The following is a 20683-nucleotide window of genomic DNA, read 5'->3' as shown; positions in this document are numbered from 1 at the left end:
CCATCCGACAGAACAAGGATTGACCCATGACCCTGTTCAAACAGCTGTTGATCGCCATTTGCCTGTTCATGATCATCGCCTTTGGCGGCGGCTTCATGGTCAGCCTGGAAAGCTCACGAAACCAATACGTCAATCAGTTGCGCTCGCATGCCCAGGATGCGGCGACTGCGCTTGCGCTGTCGCTCAAGCCGGCAGTGGACGACCCGACGATGATGGAGCTGGTGGTCAGCTCGATCTTCGACAGCGGCTATTACGCGCGCATCCGGGTGATCAATCCTGCCACCGGCCAGGTCATCGTCGAGCGCAACGCCGTGCCCGCGAGCACAGCGCCCGACTGGTTCATCAAGCTGATTGCGCTGGAGCCGGCCGGGGCGAGCGCGATCATCAGCCGCGGCTGGCGCCCGGCGGCGCGGGTCGAGGTGGTCAGCCATCCGATGTTCGCCATCGGCAAGCTGTGGCAGGGCGCGCTGGGTTATCTGGGCTGGCTGGTGCTGTGCGGGGCGCTGAGTTTTCTGGTGGGTGCGTGGCTGTTGCGGCGCCAGCTCAAGCCGCTCGATTACATGGTCGAGCAGTCCCAGGCCATCGGCCGACGGGAATTTCTCAGTGTGCAGGAGCTGCCGGCCACGCCCGAGCTGCGAAGGGTGGTGCAGGCCATGAACCAGATGGTCGACAAGCTCAAGGCGCTGTTCCACGAGCACGCCGAGCGCACCGAAAAACTGCGCATCGAATCCTACGAGGACAGCCTGACGGGCCTGGCCAACCGGCGCTATTTCGACATGCGCCTCAACGAACACGTCAGCCAGGTCGAGGATGCGCGCTCAGGCTACCTGCTGCTGATGCGGGTCAATGACCTGACCGGCCTGAACGAGCGCCTGGGCGGCAAGAAAGCCGATGCGCTGCTGGTCGCCGTCAGCGATGTGCTGGTGCGCCAGTGCTTCAACCATGCCGAAGCGCGGCATCTGATCGGGCGGATTCGCGGCGGTGAATTCGCCGTGCTGGCGCCGGGGCTGGTCAAGGAAGAAGCGCTGCAACTGGCCCGCGAGCTTGAAACCGCGCTCAACAGCCTGCGCGGCACTGGCGCCTCGGACGTCAGCCCGGCCGCCTACATCGGCCTTGCGCCCTACAACCCCGGCGACTCGGCGCAGACCCTGCTGGGCCTCGCCGACCAGGCCATTTCCCAGGCCGAAAGCCAGGGTGGGCAGATCTGGTACTGCATCGAACACGGCGCGGTGAACAGCCTGGAGGACGATCATCACGCCTGGTACGAACTGCTGGACCAGGCCTTGAGCGAGCGGCGTTTTCAGCTGTTTTTCCAGCCGGTGATGGACGCCAGCGACGAGGGGCGGGTGTTGCACTTCAAAGTGTTGTCGCGGGTCATCGATGAGGATTCGCAAACCCTGCCCGCTGGCCGCTTCCTGCCGTGGATCGAGCGCTTCGGCTGGTCGGCGCGGCATGATCTTCTGATGCTGGAAACCGTGTTCGAGCAACTGGTGCGGCATGACCAGATGCTGGCGCTTAACCTCTCTGCGGCGACCGTCTCCGACCCTGTTGCGCTCAATGAGGTGATGGACGTGCTCAAGCGCAACGGGCATCTCGCTCACAGGCTGATTCTGGAAATCGGCGAAGAGCAGGTGCCGGACCAGCAGACCCTCGAAGACCTGACCCGGCGCCTGAAGGAGCTGGGTTACTCACTGGCCCTGCAGCATTTCGGCGGGCGCTTCAGCATGATCGGCAACCTGTCGAGCCTGGGCCTGGCGTACCTGAAGATCGAGGGCAGTTACATCCGCAATATCGATCATGAGCGGCACAAGCGGCTGTTCATCGAAGCCATCCAGAGGGCGGCGCACAGCATCGATCTGCCGCTGATGGCCGAACGCGTGGAGACCGAGGGCGAGTTTCTGGTGCTGCGGGAGATGGGGATTGTGGGCGTGCAGGGGCAGCTGTTCGGCGACCCGGCGCCGTGGGGGGAGTGAACGCTGTTTCGTCACACAACATTGGACCTGTGGGAGCCGGCTTGCTGGCGAATGCGGCGTGCCATTCAACCTCGCAGCGTCTGATCTAACGCATTCGCCAGCAAGCCGGCTCCCACAAAAGCTCAGCGACTAGACATATCGGCCGGTCACGAAATGCTGCACATCGTTGAAGCCTGGCGTCGAGGCATGCCCCGGAGTCACCAGCGAATCGATGAAGGCTTCGTCTTCAGCGCTGATCTTCACCTCGAGCGCCTTGGTGTAGCTGTCCCACTGCTCTTCGGTGCGCGGGCCGACGATGGCCGAGGTCACCGCCTGGTTGTTCAGCACCCAGGCAATCGCGAACTCCACCAGGCCGACGCCCTTGTCCTTGGTATAGGCCTGCAGCTTCTGCGCGATGTGCAGGGATTCGCTGCGCCATTCGGTTTCCAGAATCCGCTTGTCCTGCCGCCCGGCGCGGGTGCTGCTGTCCGGCGTCACATCAGGTGCGTATTTGCCGCTGAGCACGCCACGGGCCAGCGGGCTGTATGGCACGACGCCCAGACCGTAGAACTTAGCCGCAGTGATCTGCTCCAGCTCCGCCTGGCGGTTGACGATGTTGTACAGCGGCTGGCTGATCACCGGCGCATCCACGCCCAGGCGCCGGGCCACGTTGACCACCTCGGCGATGCGCCAGCCCCGGAAGTTCGACACGCCCCAGTAGCGAATCTTGCCTTCGCGAATCAGATCGCCGATGGCCGACACCGTCACCTCCAGCGGCGTGCTGTGGTCTTCCTTGTGCAGGTAATGGATGTCGATGTAATCGGTGTCCAGGCGACGCAGGCTCGATTCGATCTCGTTGAAGATGTGCTTGCGGTTCAGGCCGCTGGTGTTGGGCGCGGTATTGCCCGAGCTGCTGCCGACCTTGGTCGCCAGCACCCATTCGCTGCGGCGCGAGGCGATGGCTTCGCCGACGATCTCTTCGGAGCGACCGGCGTTGTAGACGTTGGCGGTGTCGATGAAATTCACACCTTGATCCCAGGCCTTGTCGATGATGCGCAGGGATTCTTCAGTGCCGGTCTGCACCCCGAACATCATGGAGCCCAGGGTCAGCGTGGAAACTTTCAGGCCCGATTGGCCAAGCGTGCGGTAGATCATTGCTCGATATCCTTTTCGTCAGGGAAGTGGAAATCAGGATGGCTCTAGACCGGACATACTCGCCTGTTTGACGCGGATTTGAAAAGTGACACTTTTTGAGGAATGGCATACGCGCTCCCGTGGGAGTGAGCTTGCTCACGAAGAGGGACTTCCAGACGCGAGGTTTTCTGCGCCTGAACCATCGCTTTCGTGAGCAAGCTCACTCCCACAGGATGTCGATGGAAGATAGGTCCGCGTCACAGGGCTATGTCGGTATTGGTCAGCCTGGCCTTGCGCCCCGCCAGAAAACACAAGGTCCCACCCATCGCCGTCAGCGCCGCCAGTGCATAGAACATCGTCGGCGCCGGGGTGTTGATCAACAGGTAACCACAGATCACCGGGCTCATCGCACCGCCGAACGCCGCCAGATTCTGCGCCCCCAGATAACTGCCACGCAGGTGCTCGGGCGCGATGGTGTCGACGAACAGGTATTCGGCGGGGTAGATGATCATCTCGCCCAGGGTGAACACGAACATCGCCGCGCACCAGGCCAGGGTCGACTGGGCGAAGCTGAAACCGAACAGGCCGACGGCGAACAGCGCAGTGCCCAGGCAGATCCAGTACGGCAGCTGCTCGCGCTTGAGAAAGCGGCCGATCTGGTACTGCATCAGGATCACCGTGATCGCGTTGCAGGCGAGCACGGCGGAGAGGATTTTCAGCGCCTGTTCCGAGGTGTGGGTCACCAGCAGAAATTGCGACAGATAGAGCGTGTAGCGGCCATGGACGATGGTGCTTAGCAGGCTGCCGCCGGTGAACAGAATCAGCGTGCGGTCGCTTTTCAGCGTGGCCAGGGTGTCGAGAAAACTGCGCGGCTGGTTTTCCCCTTCGGCCACGGTCGGCGGGATGCCGATCATCAGAAACACGCTGGCGAAGGCGATGGCGGCGGCAATGAAAAACGGCGCCAGCGGCAGTTGCCCGGCAATCACCACGCCGAGCATGGGGCCGGTGGCGTAGCCGATATTGGTTAATGTGTAGCGTAGCGAGAACACCTTGGCGCGCTGCCCGATGGGCAGGTTTTCACTGATGATCGCCTTGGAGCCGATGAGAAAGAGTGCCGACGCGGTTTCGGTGATCACCAGCGTGAGGGTGGTCAGGTAAACGTTGCTGGCAAAGGTCAGCAGGGTGAAGCCGATGGAACTGGACAGCATCGCCAGAATCATCAGCTTGCGCTTCTCCAGCCGGTCGATGACGTACCCGCCATACAGGCCCAAAAGCGTTGCGATAAACACCGCAATCCCCATCAACAGCCCGACATCCTGCTGATTCAGGCCCAGCCGGGTGCTCAGAAACAGCGTCAGCAGGGGGCTGGTCATCGCCCGGCTGACGACGATGGTCAGCGAACAGACCATCAGGCGGCGGATGACGAGGGAGTAGGTGGCCACTGTTGTTCTTCTGTCCTGAGGTTAAAACGACCCCGTGTAGGAGTGAGCTTGCTCGCGAATGCGGCCGGTCAGACACCGCAATATCGCCTGACACACCGCATTCGCGAGCAAGCTCACTCCCACAGGATGCGTGGCGCTCTTACTGGCCTTGATTCATCCCCACCTTGCTCACCGCACCCTGCTCCAGCTCCCACTTCTTGAGGATCTTGCCGTAGGTGCCGTCATCGACCATCGCCTGAATCGCCTCGGCAATCGCCTGGGCCAGTTCCGGGTTGGACTTGTTCACGCCAAGGCCGGTGAACTGCTTGCTGATCGCCAGGCCAATCGGCTTGTAGGTGTCCTTTTCCTGCGCCATCAGGTACGGAATGGTCTCGCTGCCCTGCATGGCCGCGTCCAGGCGCCCCTGACGCAACTGCGCGCGGGCGTCGGCCGAACCTTCGGAGCCGGTCACGATGATTGCCGGCTTGCCGGCGGCCTCGCAGTTCTGCTTGCTCCACTCGGCGATTTCGGCCGGCCACGTGGTGCGGCGGCTGGTGCCGACTTTCTTGCCGCACAGGTCGGTGGGCTGATTGATTTCCGTGTTCTTGGTCAGGGTGTACAGCTGTGGGCCGCTGGTGAAGTAATCGACGAAGGTCACCGACTTCTGCCGCTCGGCGGTGTCGGTCATGCCCGACAGGATGATGTCGAAGCGGCGGGTCACCAGACCGCTGACCATTTGCTCGAAAGCGGTTTCCTGCCATTTGATCTTCACGCCCAGACGCTCGGCCAGGGCGTTACCCAGATCGACGTCCAGGCCGGTCAGGGTGTTGGTGGCGGTGTCCTTGAAATCCATCGGCGGGTAGTTCGGCACGATGGCCGCAGTGATTTCACCTTTTTCCTTGATGCTGGCGGGCAGCGCGGCGAAGGCCGAAGCGCAGGACACAAGGCTTGCGAGCAGAGTCGGGATGATCAGTTTTTTCATGGTCGTTCTCGTTTGTTCTGGTTTAGGTGCGAACGGCAGAAATGAAGCTTTGGGTTCGTGGGTTTTGTGGGCTTATTAGAATGTCTTCGGGGCTGCCGGCCTCCACAATCTGGCCGCCGTCCATGAACACCATGCGGTTGGACACTTCGCGAGCGAAGCCCAGTTCATGGGTCACGACGATCATGGTCATGCCGGTGTGCGCCAGGTCGCGCATCACCGACAACACTTCGCCGACCAGCTCCGGGTCAAGGGCGGAAGTGGGCTCGTCGAACAGCATCAGCTTGGGCCGCATGGCCAGCGCACGGGCAATCGCCACGCGCTGTTGCTGGCCGCCGGACAGTTCGACGGGATAGGAATGACGCTTGTCGGCCAGGCCCACGCGGGCCAGCAGCTCGACGGCTTCCTCGCTGGCTTCCTTGGGCGAGCGCTTGAGCACCTGGATCGGCCCTTCAATGACGTTCTGCAACGCCGTCATGTGCGGAAACAGGTTGAAGCGCTGAAACACCATGCCGGTGCTCAGGCGCTGGCGAGCGATCTGGGCGTCGGTCAGTTCGTGTAGTTTTTTGCCGACCACGCGATAACCCACCAGCTCGCCGTCGACCCACAGGCCGCCCTTGTCGATCTTCTCCAGCTGGTTCACGCAGCGCAGCAAGGTGCTCTTGCCCGAGCCCGAAGGGCCGATGATGCACAGCACTTCACCTTGCTCGACTTCCAGGCTCACGTCCTTGAGGGCGTGGAACTGGTCGTAGTATTTGTTCAGGCCGACGGCTTTGACGATGCTTCTCATGACGAATTCTCCTGGGCCTGACTTACGAGCGCTTGCCGGCGCCGCGAGCGAAACGACGCTCCAGGCGGCTCTGGCCGAATGACAGCACGGTGACCACGGCCAGGTACCAGATCCCGGCAACGATCAACAGCTCCATGACGCGGGCGTTGGCGTAGTAGATGTTCTGCGCGTTGTGCAGCAGTTCGGAGTACTGGATCACGCTGGCCAGGCTGGTCATCTTGACCATGCCGATGAATTCGTTGCCCACCGGCGGGATGATCACGCGCATGGCCTGGGGCAGGATCACCCGGCGCAACGCCTGCAGGCGCGGCATGCCGATGGACTTGGCCGCCTCGTACTGCCCGGTGTCCACCGACAGCAAACCGGCGCGCACCACCTCGGCGGTGTAGGCGCCCTGATTGATGGAAAGGCCCAGCAGCGCAGCCACGAACGGCGTCATCACACTCACGGTGTCGAGCTGGAACAGGCCGGGAATGCCGATCACCGGGAAGATCAGCGCCAGGTTGAACCACAGCAGCAGTTGCAGAATCAGCGGCGTGCCGCGAAACAGCCAGGTGTAGGTGATCGCCACGTAGCGCAGGATCGGGTTGGCCGACATGCGCATGATCGCGGTGATCACGCCGATCACCACGCCCAGGATCATCGCCAGAATCGACATGACGATGGTGTTCAGCAGGCCCCACAAAATGGCTTCGGAGGTCAGGAACTGGCCGATGTAGTTCCACTCGATCTGGCCGTTGGCGAATGCCCGGGCCAGGCCCGCCAGGGCGACGACGATCAGCGTGGCGAAGAAGATCCGGCCGTAGTAGCGGCGCGGGACGTGTTCGTACTGGGTGATGTCGAACTCGTTCTCGGCCTGCTTGCGTTCGGCTCGCAGATGCTCTGCCTGGTTCTGGTTCATGGTGTGTCTCCCAAGCGGTGGTCAGACCGTGCGTGTTCGATTTCAGCGAGTTATCGACAGACTGGTCAGTGTGTTCGGGCACGCTTTCCAGGGTGAAATTTCGCTGAGAGTGGAGGGCAGTTTCAGGTCAAGGGTCCTGATCGAAGTGCCAGGTTTTATTCGCTGATTTCAATGATCGGGTCATTGATCAGGGCGTCGTGCAGATGGTTGCCAATCGCCATTTTCTGTGTTCATTATTGTCTTTCGGGCACGTTTTTGTTGTGGGTCAAAGCCTGTTGAATATGACGGGCGAGGTAAATCAGCATTATGGAAACTCCACTTTCCACTTCTGGAAACGTGCCACCCAAACCGGGCTATCGCCCGCCCATTTCCCTCAGCGGGATGGACTTCAAACTGCTGCGAGTGTTTCAGGCTGTGGTCGAGGCGGGCGGTTTCAGCGCCGCGCAAAACGAGCTGAACGTGGGGCTCGCAGCGATCAGCAAGCAGATTTCCGACCTGGAAATCCGCATCGGCATGCGCCTGTGCACCCGAGGCCGCGAAGGCTTTCACCTGACCGAAGAAGGCAAGCTGGTCTATCAGGCGGCCATCGAATTATTTGCCTCGGTGGACACTTTTCGCGACCGCATAAGTTCGGCGCAGAACGAACTGATCGGCGACTTGAGTATTGGTGTTATCGACAACACCATGTCCGACCGAAGTTCGCCGTTAATACCCTCGCTTCGCACCATGCACGATGAAGCGCCGAAAGTAAGATTGCGCCTGCTGGCCTCGCAACTTGACGAAATCGAACGCGGCGTTGTGGAGGGGAGGCTGACGGTCGGGATCGTCCCGGTCTACCAGCGTCGCGAAGAGTTCGATTACTTCGAGCTGTACCAGGAACAGGCCCACGCCTACTGCGCGCCGGGCCATCCGCTGTTCGACGTCGAAGACAGCACGCTGGACATCGACAGCCTGCGCCAACATCAAGTGATCAACCACCGCTACGCGATCCATCGCGACAAGGCCAGTTTCGTCAACTACGACAGCCAGACGGCGTCCGCCTCACAGGTCGAAGCCGTGGCAATCCTGATCCTGACCGGGCGCTTCATCGGCTTTCTGCCGGAGCACTACGCCCGCAACCTGGTCCGCGACGGCCAGCTGCGCGCGTTGCGCCCGGACCTCATCCACCTGCGCACCCCCTTCAACCTCATCCTGCGCCACAACGCCCCACGCAGCCCGCTGGTCACGGCGTTTGCCCAGGCGTTGGGGGTGGATTTGAAGCGGGTGGATTGAGAGCGGGCCATGGGCTTGAATTAGATGGCGAATGGCGGTCATCAGCCCTTGAAATCCGCCTTCCTCATCACGCTCAAGAATCGCTGCCTTCATGTACTCGGCCGCAAATTCTGGGTCATCCCGAATCATCGCAATGACAGCTTCGTCGTGGTCACTTGAAATGTTCATATCACGTCTTGGTGTTCAGGATTTCGAAGATGCTCAGGCTAGCCTTCGGTAAGGCTACCAAGATAGCGACTACCTCGTAGGACCTGACTGAAGAGCGAGTAAGGCGATTCCTACAGATAAATATAGGGTCACCTCATTTGTTTCTGCCCGGAGGGCGTAGGAGCGTAGCTAGCTCCGGGCCGCGATCGGACGATCTGGCGCGAAGCGGCAGTAAATCCTGACGACCCGGTATCACTGACACGGCCAGTGTGTCTGGCTTTGCTGCCGCTTCGCGCCAGATCGCGAGCAAGCTCAGCTCCTACGCCTTCGGCAGAAGCCGATAGTCAATGGTTCGACGTATTGGGTAAAAGCGGTCAGTCGGTGCGCCAACGCATATGGCAAAAGCAGGACGCTTTTAAAAATCCACCGTAGCCGACACCTTCAACGTCCTCGGTTCACCCTGGGTCAGGTAGTTGTTGGCCGTCGAGGCCGAGGCCCAGTAGGCCTTGTTGGCGACGTTTTCCACGTTGGCGCGCAGGGTGATGTATTTGTCGTCGGCCTTGAAGCCGTAGCGGGCGCCGAGGTCGACGCGCGTCCAGGCCGGGATGCTCAGGGTGTTGTCGGCGTTGACGTATTCGCCGCCGGTGCGCAGCATCCGCCCGCTCAGTGCGGCGCCTTCGATGCCCGGCACGTCCCATTCGGCGCCCAGGTTGTACTGGAAGCGCGGCACGCCGGCGGCGCGGTTGCCATCGGTCAGGCCGTTGGAGGTCTTGTTCAGTTCGGTGTGCATCAGCGTCGCGCCCGCCAGCAGGCGCAGGCCGTCGACCGGTTCGCCGAACAGGTTCAGTTCCACGCCTTTGTTGACCTGTTCACCGTCGACGCTGAAGGTGCCGAGACGGTTGCCGGGAGCGGTGGTGGTGGCGCTGTTGGGCTGCTCGATGCGGTACACGCCCAGGGTCGCGCCGTAGCTGTCCCAGTCCAGCTTCACACCGGCTTCGGTCTGCTTGCTGCGCCGTGGCGGGAAGACTTCGTTGGGGTTGGTGACGTTGGTCGCTGGCGCGGTCGGGCCCTGTGCCAGGCCCTCGATGCGGTTGGCGTAGAACGAAACATGCTCCCACGGTTTGATCACCAGGCCGTAAACCGGTGTGGTAATTGACTCGTCGTAGTTGGCGTTGCGCACGCCGGTGGTGGTATTCCACGCGTCGACTTCGATGGTCTGACGACGCACACCCACGGTCAGCAGCACGCGGTCGTCGACAAAGCCCAGGGTGTCGGAGACTGCCGCGCTCTTGATGCGGTTCTTGCCGACAATGCGCGGGTCGTGGATGTCGCTGCCGAAATAGGTGTTGGTCGGGCGCGGGATCTGCACCGGGTTGTACAGATTGTTCGGCTGACGGTTGGCCACCAGAATCGCTTCGAACGACGAGCGCTGCTCACCCCAGATACCCGACAGGCCGAAGTTCATCTGATGCGTCACCGGGCCCGTATCGAAGTGGCCATTCAACCCGGCGATGGCGCTCTTGTTGTCTTCATCGTGGGGCGAGTACAGGAAACCGGTGCGCGCCGTGCCGTTGTTGTCGCTGACGTACAGCGAGGAGTACTCGCCGTTCTCGCGGGTGTGCTTGGCGCCGGCGCCTGCGTAGGCGGTCCAGTGGTCGTTGAGGTCGTACTCGGCGTTGAGCATGCCGTAGGTGTCTTCCAGCTGCGACCAGGTCCAGTCCTGGGCGTAGTTGTCCTTGGCCGACGGCGGATGCGGCACGACAGAGCCGTTCGGATAGACCACGGCGCGGCCCTGATTGATGCGTTCTTTCTGGTAGCCGAAATCGGTCGACACCCGCAGGCGGTCGCCGCGGTAGTCCAGCGCCACGGCGATCAATTGCGAGCGTTTGGTCTCGTCGTCGATCGCGGTTTCGCCGCCGTGCTGCGCCAGGTTGATCCGCGCACCGAAGCGGTTGTCTTCGCCAAAGCGCTGGCCCAGATCCAGATGCCCGCCCACCTGGCTGTCGCTGGCGTAATCCAGCGTCACACTGCGGGTCGGCGTGTCTTCGGCGCGTTTGGGCACGATGTTGACGCTGCCGCCAATGCCGCTGCCCTGTGGCGCTACACCGTTGACGAAGGCGTTCGGGCCCTTGAACAGCTCGACCCGCTCGACGGCTTCGGTGGTGATGATCTGGCGCGGCAGGATGCCGTACATGCCGTTGAAGGCGATGTCGTCGGATTGCAGCGGCAGGCCGCGAATGGTGAACACTTGGGAGAAGTTGCCGAAGCCTGCCGACTGGCGCACCGAAGCATCGTTGAGCAGCACGTCGCCCACGGTTCGGGCCTGCTGGTTGGCGATGGTTTTCGAGGTGTAGCTGACCACGCTGAACGGTACGTCCTTGATCTCGCGATTGCCCAGCACACCCAGGCGCGCCGAACGCGCGACCTGCCCGCCGGCGTAGGTGTCGGCCTGGGCGTTGTTCTCGCCGGTGACCGTGGTGGCGCCCAGCTCCATCGCGTCACCGACCTTGACCTCAGGCGCCACGGTGTAGCCGTTGTCGCCGGTGCTCAACAGCGAGTAACCGCTGCCCTGCAGCAGGTGGGCGAAGCCTGACTGCACCGTGTAGCTGCCTTGCAGGCCGTCGCTGTGGTGGTCATTGAGCAGCTTCGAATCGAAGGACAGCGGCACGCCGCTGATAGCCGCGAACTGCGCGAGCACATCGCCCAGCGGGCCCGGCGCGATCGCGTAGCTGCGCGCCACGCTGCTCTGCACAGGATCGGCGGCCATGACGCTGTGCAGCGGCGCGAGGCCGACCAGTGCAACGGCAAGACTCAGGGCTTTTACCGGGAAGCGAGTGGGACTCATTCTGGAAGAGGGCGAAAGCGGCCTGAAAGTCATTCGGCAATCCTGTCGAAGCGAAGAAAAGTGAGGGGTTCTCTCCCACACCGAATGACAGGGGAAAAGGTATCAGGGAAATCATTAAAAAATGTTGGGCGCTTCATTGTGGGAGCCGGCTTGCTGGCGAATGCGGTGTGTCATTCACTGCTGCTTCGACTGACCTGACGCATTCGCCAGCAAGCCGGCTCCCACAGTTCGGCGGCGTTGCGCAGAATTAGGACCGGCCCGGTGCCTGCAGGAGCGCCGGATCGACCTCAAGCCCTGGGCTCCACCGCCACCCAATACCGGGTCAGGCTGCTGACGCTGATCGGCAGGGTGTTCTGCAGAAGGCGCAGACTGGCGTCGGTGTCACGCAGGGAAAACGCGCCGGAGACGGTCAGGTCGGCCACCGATTCATGGCAGCGCAACACGCCCTGTCGATAGCGCCCAAGCTCGGCCAGCAGGTCGGCCAGGCGCATGTTTTTCGCCACCATCATGCCGTTTTCCCAGGTCATGCTGGCCTGATCCAGCGGCAGTACCGCTTCGGTACCGCGCGAGCCGAATCCGCTCTGTTCGCCGGCGTTGACGATGACCGCCTGGCTGGCGTGGGAGGGGCGCATTTCCACCGCGCCTTCCAGCACGGCCAGGCGGCTGATGTTGTCCCCGACCCGCACGCTGAATCGCGTACCCAGCGCGCGGGCTGTGCCGTGGCGGGTCTGCACGATGAACGGGCGATTGGCCGGCGAAGGGTCCTTGGCCGTGGTGATCAGCACCTCACCATCGAGCAGCCGGATGCGCCGCTCATGGGTGTTGAACGCGATGTTCAGGGAACTGCCTGTGTTGATCAGCATGCGCGTGCCGTCGGGCAACGTCAGGTTGCGTTGCTCGCCAATGGCCGTGTGCTGATCGGCCATCCATTCCTCCCACGGCAATTGCCACTGCGCGAGCCAGATAGCGGGCCCCGCGAGCAGAAACAGGCCGATGCGGTTCATCGCCTGGCGGCGGCTGAGCGTGTTGCTGCGGCCGATGCGCTTGATTGTGTCGCTGGCAATCGAGCCTGGCACGGAACGGAAATCGCCGATGATTGCTTCCGCGCGCTGCCAGGCCTGGGCGTGTTGCGCGCTGCGACCGCGCCATAGCTGGATCGCGCGGTGATCCTCGTCGGTGGCGGTGCCTGAGTGCAATTGCACCAGCCAGTCGGCGGCTTCGCCGAGGATCTGCGGGTCGATGTGGTGGTTCATCAGGCCACGCTCAGGCAGGCGATAAAGGCGTCGCGCATGTAGCGTTTGACCGTGATCAACGACACGCCAAGCTGCTCGGCGATCTGCTGGTAGGTCATGCCGTCGATCTGCGACAGCAGAAACGCCTGGCGCACTTTGTCCGGCATTTCCCGGAGCATGGCGTCGATGCGATACAGCGCTTCGAGAATCAGCCAGCGGGTTTCCGGCGACGGCACCTCGGGCTCTGGCAGATGCGCGATGGTTTCCAGATAGGCGCGCTCGACGTCCTGCCGGCGCCAGCGGTCGATCACCAGGCCCTTGGCAATGTGCGTCAGCAGGGCACGCGGCTCGGCGCCCAGGCTGGCCGTGTTCTGCCGGGTCAGCAGACGGACGAAGGTGTCATGGGCCAGATCCGCGGCATCACAGGTATTGCCCAGCTTGCGGTGCAGCCAGCGGTGCAACCAGCCGTGGTGTTCGCAATACAGGTTCTGGACGTGCAGGTTGAGCGATCGATCGACAGACGACATAGAGACCACTGGAAACATTCCGGGCTTCCGTGCCGGATGTAATTAAGAATTGATCGCATTCTATAGTCGAGACGAGATTGCTGGCAATTTCATTGCACAGGGGACATGACGAGTGGTGAATGCCCCCCGTAGCATTGATGTCAGGCGCGATATCCCGGCAACCCCCAGTCTTCCAGTGGAAATTCGCTCAACGACCCCAGCATCAGATCGGCGTGGGCATATTGCTCCACAGGCATGTGCGAATCCGGCACCGCCACGGCGTACATGCCGGCGGCCTTGGCGGCTGTCACACCGAACGGCGAGTCTTCGAATACCAGGCAGTCCTTCGGATCGACGCCCAGCTTGCGCGCAGCAACGAGAAAGATATCGGGCGCCGGCTTGGCCGCCGTCACGTCTTGGTGATCCGCAGTCACCACATGTTCGAACAGCTCGAACCACGCGCGATGCTTGCTGGTTTTCACGCCGAAGTAGTGCAGCGAAGAGCTGGTGCCCACGGCAATCGGAATGTTGTGCTCGGCCAGATGCCGCACCAGCGCCTCGGCGCCGTGCATGGGCTGGGCGTGAGGGAAACGCTCGTCGAGCATGGGCTGGCGCACGGTGAGGAACTCGTCGGCAGACATCGGCAACTGGAGCGCGCCGATCACGTACTCGGCAAAATCCCGCGAGCCACGGCCGATGGAGTGCTGCTTGATCGCCCAGTCGAAGGTCTTGCCGTGCCAGTTGGCGATGGTGTTGGTCACGTCGGTGTAGATGCCCTCGGTGTCCAGCAGCAGGCCATCCATGTCGAAGATCACCGCCTTGATCGGCCCCTTTGGCTTGCGCGTGTCGCTCATCACATCGATCCCTTATCGCAGATTGAGGCCCAGCCTAACGCCGCTGCGCAGGCGCTGGCTAGGCGCAACGACTGCAAAATGCCCTCGCCAGATGCTACCCTCGGCCCGTTCTCGGCAGCGCAGGTGCTGCCCGGCGCGGGTATCGGAGCGCCGCAGCCCTACGGGGTCAGGGAAGACACGACCTCTTTTCAAGAACGGACATCTTCGAGTCGACACATGAATACATCAGCCAAATTTGCCGTAGGCGTCGTTGTGGTTGCAGGCGCTGTGATCACTGCGGGCGCCTGGTACACCGGCACTCGCCTGGAAGGCGTGCTCGGTGATGCCGTTGCACAGGGCAACCAACAGATTCAGGCTGCATTGGTCGGCCATCAGGGCAGCGCCAACGTCCAGCTGGTTTCGCTGGACCGGCACTTCTTCACCAGCACCGCGCACTACAAACTCACCTTCCAGACGCCCAAGCTCAACGACGGCCAGCCGGTGGAGCTGCTGTTCGTGGACAACATCGAGCACGGCCCCTTCCCGTGGAGCCGGGTGAAATCCCTGCAGTGGGTGCCGGTGATGGCGGCCAGCAACACGCAGCTGGAAAAGAACGCCTACGCCGAGAAATGGTTCGCCATGACCGGCGGCCAGTCGCCGCTGACCGGCCATTTCAGCATGGGTTATGACCGCGCCAGCCAGGGCCGCATGGAGCTGCTGCCGTTCCAATTCAGCAACCAGGAAGGCTCGTTCAGCTTCTCGGGCTTCACCCTCAATGCCAGCGGCAGCGCCAATGGCGAGAAGCTCGAAGCCAATGGCGTATTGGGCAACCTGGACGTGACCGCGACGTCCGAAGAAGGGCCGGTCAAGTTGAGCCTGCGCGACCTGACCTTCAACACCGGCGGCACCAAAGGCAAGTCGGGTTTCTACCTGGGGCACAGCGACGCGAAGGTCAGCTCGGCGGTGTTCGAGGCGGCCGGTCGGCCGCCCATCGAGTTCAAGAACTTCGTCAACACCAGCCTGCTGCAGGAAGTCGAAGGCAACCTCAATGCCCAGGTCAGCTATGACATCGGCAACATCAGCGTCGATGGCAAGGACATCGGCTCGTCGCAGATGCTCTGGAAGTTCGCCAACTTCGACATCGCCTCGACCAAGGCGCTGCTGCAGATCTATCAGGAGAAGGTCCAGCCTCAGGCCCAGGCCGCCGCTGCAATGGGCGAGTCGTACACGCCGCATCTGAGCGCAGCGGATCAGGCGCTGGTGCAGGCTGAAGTCGGCAAATTGCTGGCGGCCAAACCGCATATCGAGCTGGAAAAACTCTCGCTCAAGACCGCCAACGGCGAGAGCCGCCTCACCTTGTCGATGGACCTGGCCAACCCGACGTCCCTCGACCAGCCCGGCGCCCAGTTGCTCAAACAACTGCTGACCCAGCTCGACGCCAAACTGGTGCTGTCCAAGCCGATGATTCAGGACCTGGCGGCGCTGCAGGCCAAGGCGGCCGGGCAGACCGATCCTGCCGCCATCGCGCAGCACGCCCAGGGCACCGCCGAGTCCGTTGGCGGCATGGCGGTGATGCTGCAAGTGGGCAAGGTCGAAGGCGACAACATCGTCTCCACGCTGCATTACGCCAACGACGTCGTGGACTTCAACGGCGTGAAAATGAGCGCTCAACAGTTCGCCGCGGCGATGATGGGCAAAGTGGTGATGCTCAACGGCGGGCAGTGAGGCTTATCTGACTGACGTGCGTGAGCCGGTGAAGGCGCGGTAGGCACTGGGCGGCCGGGTTTCGAGCAGTTGTGCAAGCAGCTGATCGATGAACGGTTCGCCGTCCCCCGCGCTGGTATCGACCACGTACTCCGGCTCGATCGGCGGCTCGTAGGGGCTGTCGATGCCGGTGAAGTTGCGGATGCGACCCTCGCGCACGGCCTTGTACAAACCCTTCGCGTCGCGGCGCATGCACTCGCTCAGCGGCGTGTTGACGTGCACCTCGATGAACTGCCCTTCGGCGAAACGCTGGCGACAGGCATCGCGGTCCTCCCGGTACGGCGAGATGGCCGAAACGATGACGATCAGGCCGGCGTCCACCATCAACTTCGCCACCTCGCCGATGCGCCTGACGTTTTCGCGCCGGCTGTTCTCGCACATCCCCAAGTCCTGACACAGGCCGCGACGCAGGCGGTCGCCATCGAGCAGGTAACTGTGCAGGCCGTGGGCGACCAGGGTCTGGTCCAGCCGGTTGCCCAGCGTGGTCTTGCCGGCGCCGGACAGCCCCGTGAACCAGATGCAGCAGGCGCGCTGCAGCTTGAGCGCTTCTCGCTCCTGCTGATCGACAGCCAGGGGCGCGGCGATGATGGTCGGACGTGGCTCAGTCATAGGAAAACAACTCGTAATCTCGGGCATAGACCTCGCGGATGCGCTTGCGCGAGGCATCCGAGCACAGGTTTGCAGTCTGGTAGCGGGGGCCGGGTGAGCGGTTGAGGTGGCGCAGCTGAGTGCTGATGCCCAGGTGTTCGCACAGGGTGGCGAAATCTGATTCCAGATGTTCCTGGCGGCCGATGAAATCAACGGCAATCTGGCCCATGCCGTTCTGCAGAAAATGATATTGCGGGGCGAAATGTATTTGTCTGGATACATTTTCTGGGTGCAGCCAGCCATCCACGAAAGTGTCGAAGCGCGAATAACGGCTGACCAGTTCGTAAGCCGCTCTATCCCGGGCCTGCGGATTCTGTAATAAGTAACGATAAGCCGACAGTGCTCGATGTAATGGATCGCGTACAAAGCCAAACTTGAAGTATTGCTCATAGCGGTCTTTGAACTGTTTCTCATACCAGTACAGCGGCAAGTGGCCGGTGGGTGTATCGCCAAAGATCGACATCGCCACACTGCTGCCCGCGCACTTGGGGACGTGGATGAAGATGCATTCGAAATGGTCGAAAGCCTCGGGAAACCGGGCCTTGCGCGACAAGGTCTTGTTGACTACCTGACGATCGACGACAGAAAGCCGCTCCAGCAGAAACTCGCGATGGCTCTTTGGAAACAACTTCCAGAGTAAGTGATTCATGGGGGATGACCTGTAACGAGGTATGTAGCGACGTTCAGATTACAGGCAGTTATAAAGGGTGGGGCGAACTTTGCAAATACTTTACGCAGGCGGGAAGTTGAAGTGAATAATGTAGATATTTGTAGAGTTGTTGATACATATCAAGCGGGTTAGTTGGTGCGTGTGCTGTAACTGACTGTTTTCAGTGCAGTTGGCAAGTATCTGCTTTGTGAAGCAGCGCCCGGGCAATGACCCGGGCGCTGTCACCGATCAGCGGACGAAGTACGCCTGAAACTGCGGATAGGTCATGGCCTTGTACGCGACATACACCAGCGCCACTGCGATGAAGATCATCGGCCCGCGTTTGACGTTGGGCAACCGGTTGCGGATCTTTTCAGACAACGCTTCATACCCCTTCGGGAAGCGTCCGGGCGATGCGAATATCCACAACAGCATCAGCACCGTGAAGCAGCCGAGCGCCCATGGGCCGACCTGAGCCCCGATCACGCCCGCGAGCAGCAGGGGAACGCCGTGGCGTATCACCAGCGCCTGCGAACCGGGCCAGCTCAGCCAGTCAGGCAACAGCTTCGTGCTCAGCCATTCGTCCTGACCTTGCAGGGCATTGGCGATCGGCGTCCAGATCGTCATCACCCACATGCACACCACCATCATCAGCACCGGATACACCCCGAGCAGCGTCGCGACGTCGGCGAATGTAGTGGGGCGCGACAGCATGTGTTGCGGCAGCATGCAGGTCAGCGCCATCAGCATCCAGCCGATCCACAGCCAGCGCCGCACGTGGATCGGGCGCCTGTGCAGTTCGCGCCAGCCATTCAGATCGGCATTGGGGAAATGCTCCAGCAGGTCCGGGAAACGATGGGTCAGCTTGCTGCACAGGATCTCGCAGGCTTCCCACAAATCCGCATTGCCATGGCGCACCAGGTGCACGCGCTCGGCGTTGCTGGCGGGCGGGTCGAGCACCAGCACCGCAGCCTGTTCGTCGGTGCGGGTCGAGCCGCGGATCAGACTGCGCTGCAACTGCTTGAGGTATTCCTGTTTCTCGCAGCGCTCGATCAGGCCATGCCAGATGAACTCGGGCTGCGGCGGCGTGTGGCTGTTGATGTCCCAGCCGAGCAGCGTGCAGATCCGGTCGAACAGCGCGGCCGACCAGCCTTGCGAGTTGTGCAGGAACACCAGCATCCAGCGGTAAAACTGCTGGCGACGTTCCAGAGCGTTGAGCCAGGGTTGGCGGCTCAGGGTTTCGATATCGCCAAACAGACGACGCTCGTCACCCCGCGCGAGCAGCACTTCGAAGCCTTCGCTGTGGTCGTCCAGCAAGGCCTCGGTCAGCCTGACTTCCTGATCGAGGTTGATGCGCGCGGTTTGCCAGGGCGTGAGCCAGTGCAGATGCGCCACGCCCGCCAGCAGAAGTGCGATATTGGCCGCGGGGTTGTGCAGGCAGCGATTGAGCAGGGCCTGTTGATAGGGCGCCGCGCAGTCCTGCTCCTGGGCCTGCTGATACTGTTGCTGCAGATTGGTGTCTGTAGTGTGGGCCGCCAGCTCCATCCCGAGCTTGGCGGCCAGTTCCGCCGAAGTCGGGCCCCAGTCGACCAGCGACGGCTGCTGGTCACTGATCTGCTCGGGGACGATTTCAGGCTCGTGGCTGAGCGTGGATGACTGGAATTCGAAGCCATCGTCCTCGTCATCGTCCTGACGCATCCGCGCCCAGTTCAGGGCGTGTTCATAGGCTTCGCGCAGGCGCTGAAAGGCCTCGGGGTCGTCGTCCGGGCGGTTCACTTTCAACAGCCGGGCGTACTGGCGCTTGATGCTGCGCTCGTCAGCATCGTGGTCCAGTTCAAGCACACTCCAATGATCCATCTGGCTCACCACTCCCCGCGCTCGAACCGGTCGACCTGCTCGGCCAGACGCTTGCGCACCTCGCCGATCTGGCGCTCATCCTGGGTCTCCAGCACCTGCTGGAACTGGCTGGCCCACAGGCCGATCAGCTCGCGGGCATCGCCCAGGTATACCTGATACAGCCGCTCCAGGCGCGCCACCATATGGGTGTTCACTTGCTGCTCGCGAGGGTGGATCTTCAGCGACTCCAGCGCCTTGAGGCGCTCCTGGATCTCGGCGGCCGAGAGCACGCCCGGGTTGTTCTCAATCACCAGCGTGTGCGCCTCGCCGGTCATCGGGATGCGCACGTCAGCCTCCAGAATGCCGTTGCTGTCGTAGGTGAAACGCACGTCGATTTCGACCTCGCCGGCCTTGTGCGGCGGCACCTCGACTTCCAGCTCGCCCAGCGCGATGTTGTCTTTCACCAGCCGGCTTTCGCCCTGGAAAATATTCACCACCACATGGCGCTGGTTGTCCTGCAAGGTGTTGACCGTTTTCACCCGGCTCACCGGCACCACGCTGTTGCGCTCGATGATCGGCAGGTAATGACCGGCTTCCTGAACCTTGCCCATCGTGCGCGACACTTCGATACCCAGCGTGTACGGGCAGACATCGGTCAGCACCACTTCTTCCAGCGCCGAATCCCGCGCCTTGAGCGCCGCCTGAATCGCCGCGCCCTGGGCCACGACCTCATCGGGGTTGAGCGTGATCGAAGGAAAGCGCCCGAACAGGCTCGCGGTTAGCTTGCGGATCAGCGGCATGCGCGTGGTGCCGCCGACCAGCAGGATTTCATCCAGATCGGCGACGCGGATGCGCGCGTCACGCAGCGCTCGTTCGATTGGCGCACGCAGGCGGTCGAGCAGCGGCGTGTAGAGCTTGAGCAACTGCTCCTGAGTGATGCTCTGGCGCCATTCCTGGCCGGCGTGGCGCAGCACGAAATCCACGCTCGCCTCCTGCCCCAGCGCCTTGCGCACACGCTCGGCCTCGCGCCGCAGCGCCTGCTTGACCGAGTGAATGGTGGGAAACGCCGACTCGCCCTTGTGCAGTGCAACGAAGTGCTCCATCAGCACCTGATCGAAATCCTCGCCGCCGAGAAAGTTGTCCCCGGCGCTGGCGCGCACTTCCATCACGCCTTCGAACAGCTCCAGGATCGACACGTCGAACGTGCCGCCGCCCAGGTCGAACACCAGAAACGACGTCTCGCCTTCCTTCTGGTGCAGCCCGTAGGCCAGCGCCGCAGCGGTCGGCTCGTTGATCAGCTTGTCGACCTTCAGCCCCGCCAGTTCGCCCGCCACACGCGTGGCCTTGCGCTGCGCATCGCTGAAATACGCCGGCACACTGATCACCGCCTCGGTCACCGGCTCGCCAAACGCGCGCTCCACATCGGCCTTCAGGCTCTTGAGCACCAGCGCCGACAACTCCTCCGGCCGATAACTGCGCGACCCCAGCTTCACCTCATGAGCACTGCCCATGTGCCGCTTGAACAGCGCCGTGGTCAGCGCCGGATGCGTCTGCAAACGCTCGCGCGCCGCAGCGCCCACCAGCACATGCCCCTCGTCATCCAGCCCGACCACGCTGGGCGTCAACAACGCCCCCAGCGCATTGCCGACCAGTTGCGTGGCGCCCTCGCGCCATACGGCGACCAGGCTGTTGGTGGTACCAAGATCTATACCGACGATCATGCCGAACGTGCTCCTTGCGGGACTGCTGTGTCTGTATCAAGTAGACGAAAAAG

At 62.2% G+C, this 20683-nt stretch carries 16 protein-coding genes; 3 read left to right on the top strand and 13 right to left on the bottom strand.

Annotated elements, in window-relative coordinates; genetic code table 11:
• Nucleotides 1-26 precede the first annotated feature (26 nt).
• Nucleotides 27-1973 (top strand): cyclic di-GMP receptor LapD, encoded by a 1947-nt coding sequence (gene lapD, locus AC1MEK_RS09745; protein WP_480396042.1) that lies wholly within the window; start codon nt 27-29, stop codon nt 1971-1973.
• Between the two features lie 129 nt (nt 1974-2102).
• Here lapD and AC1MEK_RS09740 read toward each other — a convergent pair whose 3' ends face one another.
• The 5 genes from AC1MEK_RS09740 to AC1MEK_RS09720 form a co-directional block, all read right to left on the bottom strand.
• Nucleotides 2103-3107, bottom strand: coding sequence for an aldo/keto reductase (locus AC1MEK_RS09740; RefSeq protein ID WP_480396041.1), 1005 nt, complete (start codon nt 3105-3107; stop codon nt 2103-2105).
• A gap of 236 nt (nt 3108-3343) precedes the next feature.
• Nucleotides 3344-4528 carry an MFS transporter gene (locus AC1MEK_RS09735; RefSeq protein WP_480396040.1) on the bottom strand — a complete coding sequence of 395 codons (1185 nt, stop codon included), beginning with the start codon at nt 4526-4528 and terminating at the stop codon, nt 3344-3346.
• Between the two features lie 139 nt (nt 4529-4667).
• Nucleotides 4668-5489, bottom strand: coding sequence for an ABC transporter substrate-binding protein (locus AC1MEK_RS09730; RefSeq protein WP_480396039.1), 822 nt, complete (start codon nt 5487-5489; stop codon nt 4668-4670).
• A gap of 22 nt (nt 5490-5511) precedes the next feature.
• Complete coding sequence (locus AC1MEK_RS09725) at nt 5512-6276, bottom strand: amino acid ABC transporter ATP-binding protein (RefSeq protein ID WP_480396038.1); 765 nt, start codon at nt 6274-6276, stop codon at nt 5512-5514.
• A gap of 22 nt (nt 6277-6298) precedes the next feature.
• On the bottom strand, nt 6299-7177 hold the full coding sequence (locus AC1MEK_RS09720) for an amino acid ABC transporter permease (RefSeq protein WP_480396037.1): 879 nt from the start codon (nt 7175-7177) through the stop codon (nt 6299-6301).
• Between the two features lie 306 nt (nt 7178-7483).
• Between AC1MEK_RS09720 and AC1MEK_RS09715 the strand changes: the two genes are divergently transcribed.
• Nucleotides 7484-8449 carry a LysR family transcriptional regulator gene (locus tag AC1MEK_RS09715; RefSeq protein ID WP_480396036.1) on the top strand — a complete coding sequence of 322 codons (966 nt, stop codon included), beginning with the start codon at nt 7484-7486 and terminating at the stop codon, nt 8447-8449.
• Between the two features lie 562 nt (nt 8450-9011).
• Here AC1MEK_RS09715 and AC1MEK_RS09710 read toward each other — a convergent pair.
• The 4 genes from AC1MEK_RS09710 to AC1MEK_RS09695 all read right to left on the bottom strand — a co-directional run bounded on the left by AC1MEK_RS09710 (nt 9012) and on the right by AC1MEK_RS09695 (nt 14033).
• Complete coding sequence (locus tag AC1MEK_RS09710; RefSeq protein ID WP_480396035.1) at nt 9012-11474, bottom strand: TonB-dependent siderophore receptor; 2463 nt, start codon at nt 11472-11474, stop codon at nt 9012-9014.
• A 254-nt stretch (nt 11475-11728) separates the two neighbouring features.
• Nucleotides 11729-12694 carry a FecR domain-containing protein gene (locus AC1MEK_RS09705; protein WP_480396034.1) on the bottom strand — a complete coding sequence of 322 codons (966 nt, stop codon included), beginning with the start codon at nt 12692-12694 and terminating at the stop codon, nt 11729-11731.
• Nucleotides 12694-13200, bottom strand: a complete 507-nt coding sequence (locus AC1MEK_RS09700; protein ID WP_480396033.1) for a sigma-70 family RNA polymerase sigma factor — start codon at nt 13198-13200, stop codon at nt 12694-12696. The genes AC1MEK_RS09705 and AC1MEK_RS09700 overlap by 1 nt, the downstream gene beginning before the upstream one ends.
• Nucleotides 13201-13340: 140 nt before the next feature.
• A complete protein-coding gene (locus tag AC1MEK_RS09695) occupies nt 13341-14033 on the bottom strand; it encodes an HAD-IA family hydrolase (RefSeq protein WP_480396032.1) in 693 nt (230 codons plus the stop codon).
• Between the two features lie 216 nt (nt 14034-14249).
• Here AC1MEK_RS09695 and AC1MEK_RS09690 point away from each other — a divergent pair, with 216 nt between their 5' ends.
• Nucleotides 14250-15737 (top strand): YdgA family protein, encoded by a 1488-nt coding sequence (locus tag AC1MEK_RS09690; protein WP_480396031.1) that lies wholly within the window; start codon nt 14250-14252, stop codon nt 15735-15737.
• Nucleotides 15738-15740: 3 nt separating this feature from the next.
• Here AC1MEK_RS09690 and cysC read toward each other — a convergent pair whose 3' ends face one another.
• The 4 genes from cysC to AC1MEK_RS09670 all read right to left on the bottom strand — a co-directional run bounded on the left by cysC (nt 15741) and on the right by AC1MEK_RS09670 (nt 20630).
• Nucleotides 15741-16385 carry an adenylyl-sulfate kinase gene (gene cysC, locus AC1MEK_RS09685; RefSeq protein ID WP_480396030.1) on the bottom strand — a complete coding sequence of 215 codons (645 nt, stop codon included), beginning with the start codon at nt 16383-16385 and terminating at the stop codon, nt 15741-15743.
• Complete coding sequence (locus AC1MEK_RS09680) at nt 16378-17073, bottom strand: sulfotransferase family 2 domain-containing protein (protein WP_480396029.1); 696 nt, start codon at nt 17071-17073, stop codon at nt 16378-16380. The genes cysC and AC1MEK_RS09680 overlap by 8 nt, the downstream gene beginning before the upstream one ends.
• A 249-nt stretch (nt 17074-17322) precedes the next feature.
• On the bottom strand, nt 17323-18930 hold the full coding sequence (locus AC1MEK_RS09675) for a J domain-containing protein (protein WP_480396028.1): 1608 nt from the start codon (nt 18928-18930) through the stop codon (nt 17323-17325).
• Between the two features lie 5 nt (nt 18931-18935).
• Entirely contained in the window at nt 18936-20630 is a 1695-nt protein-coding gene (locus tag AC1MEK_RS09670) for a molecular chaperone HscC (RefSeq protein WP_480396027.1), read from the bottom strand.
• Nucleotides 20631-20683 lie beyond the last annotated feature (53 nt).

Source organism: Pseudomonas sp. 2 (assembly GCF_056627435.1).
The sequence above is the reverse complement of the archived record's forward strand: the minus strand, read 5'-3'. Positions and strand labels throughout refer to the sequence as shown.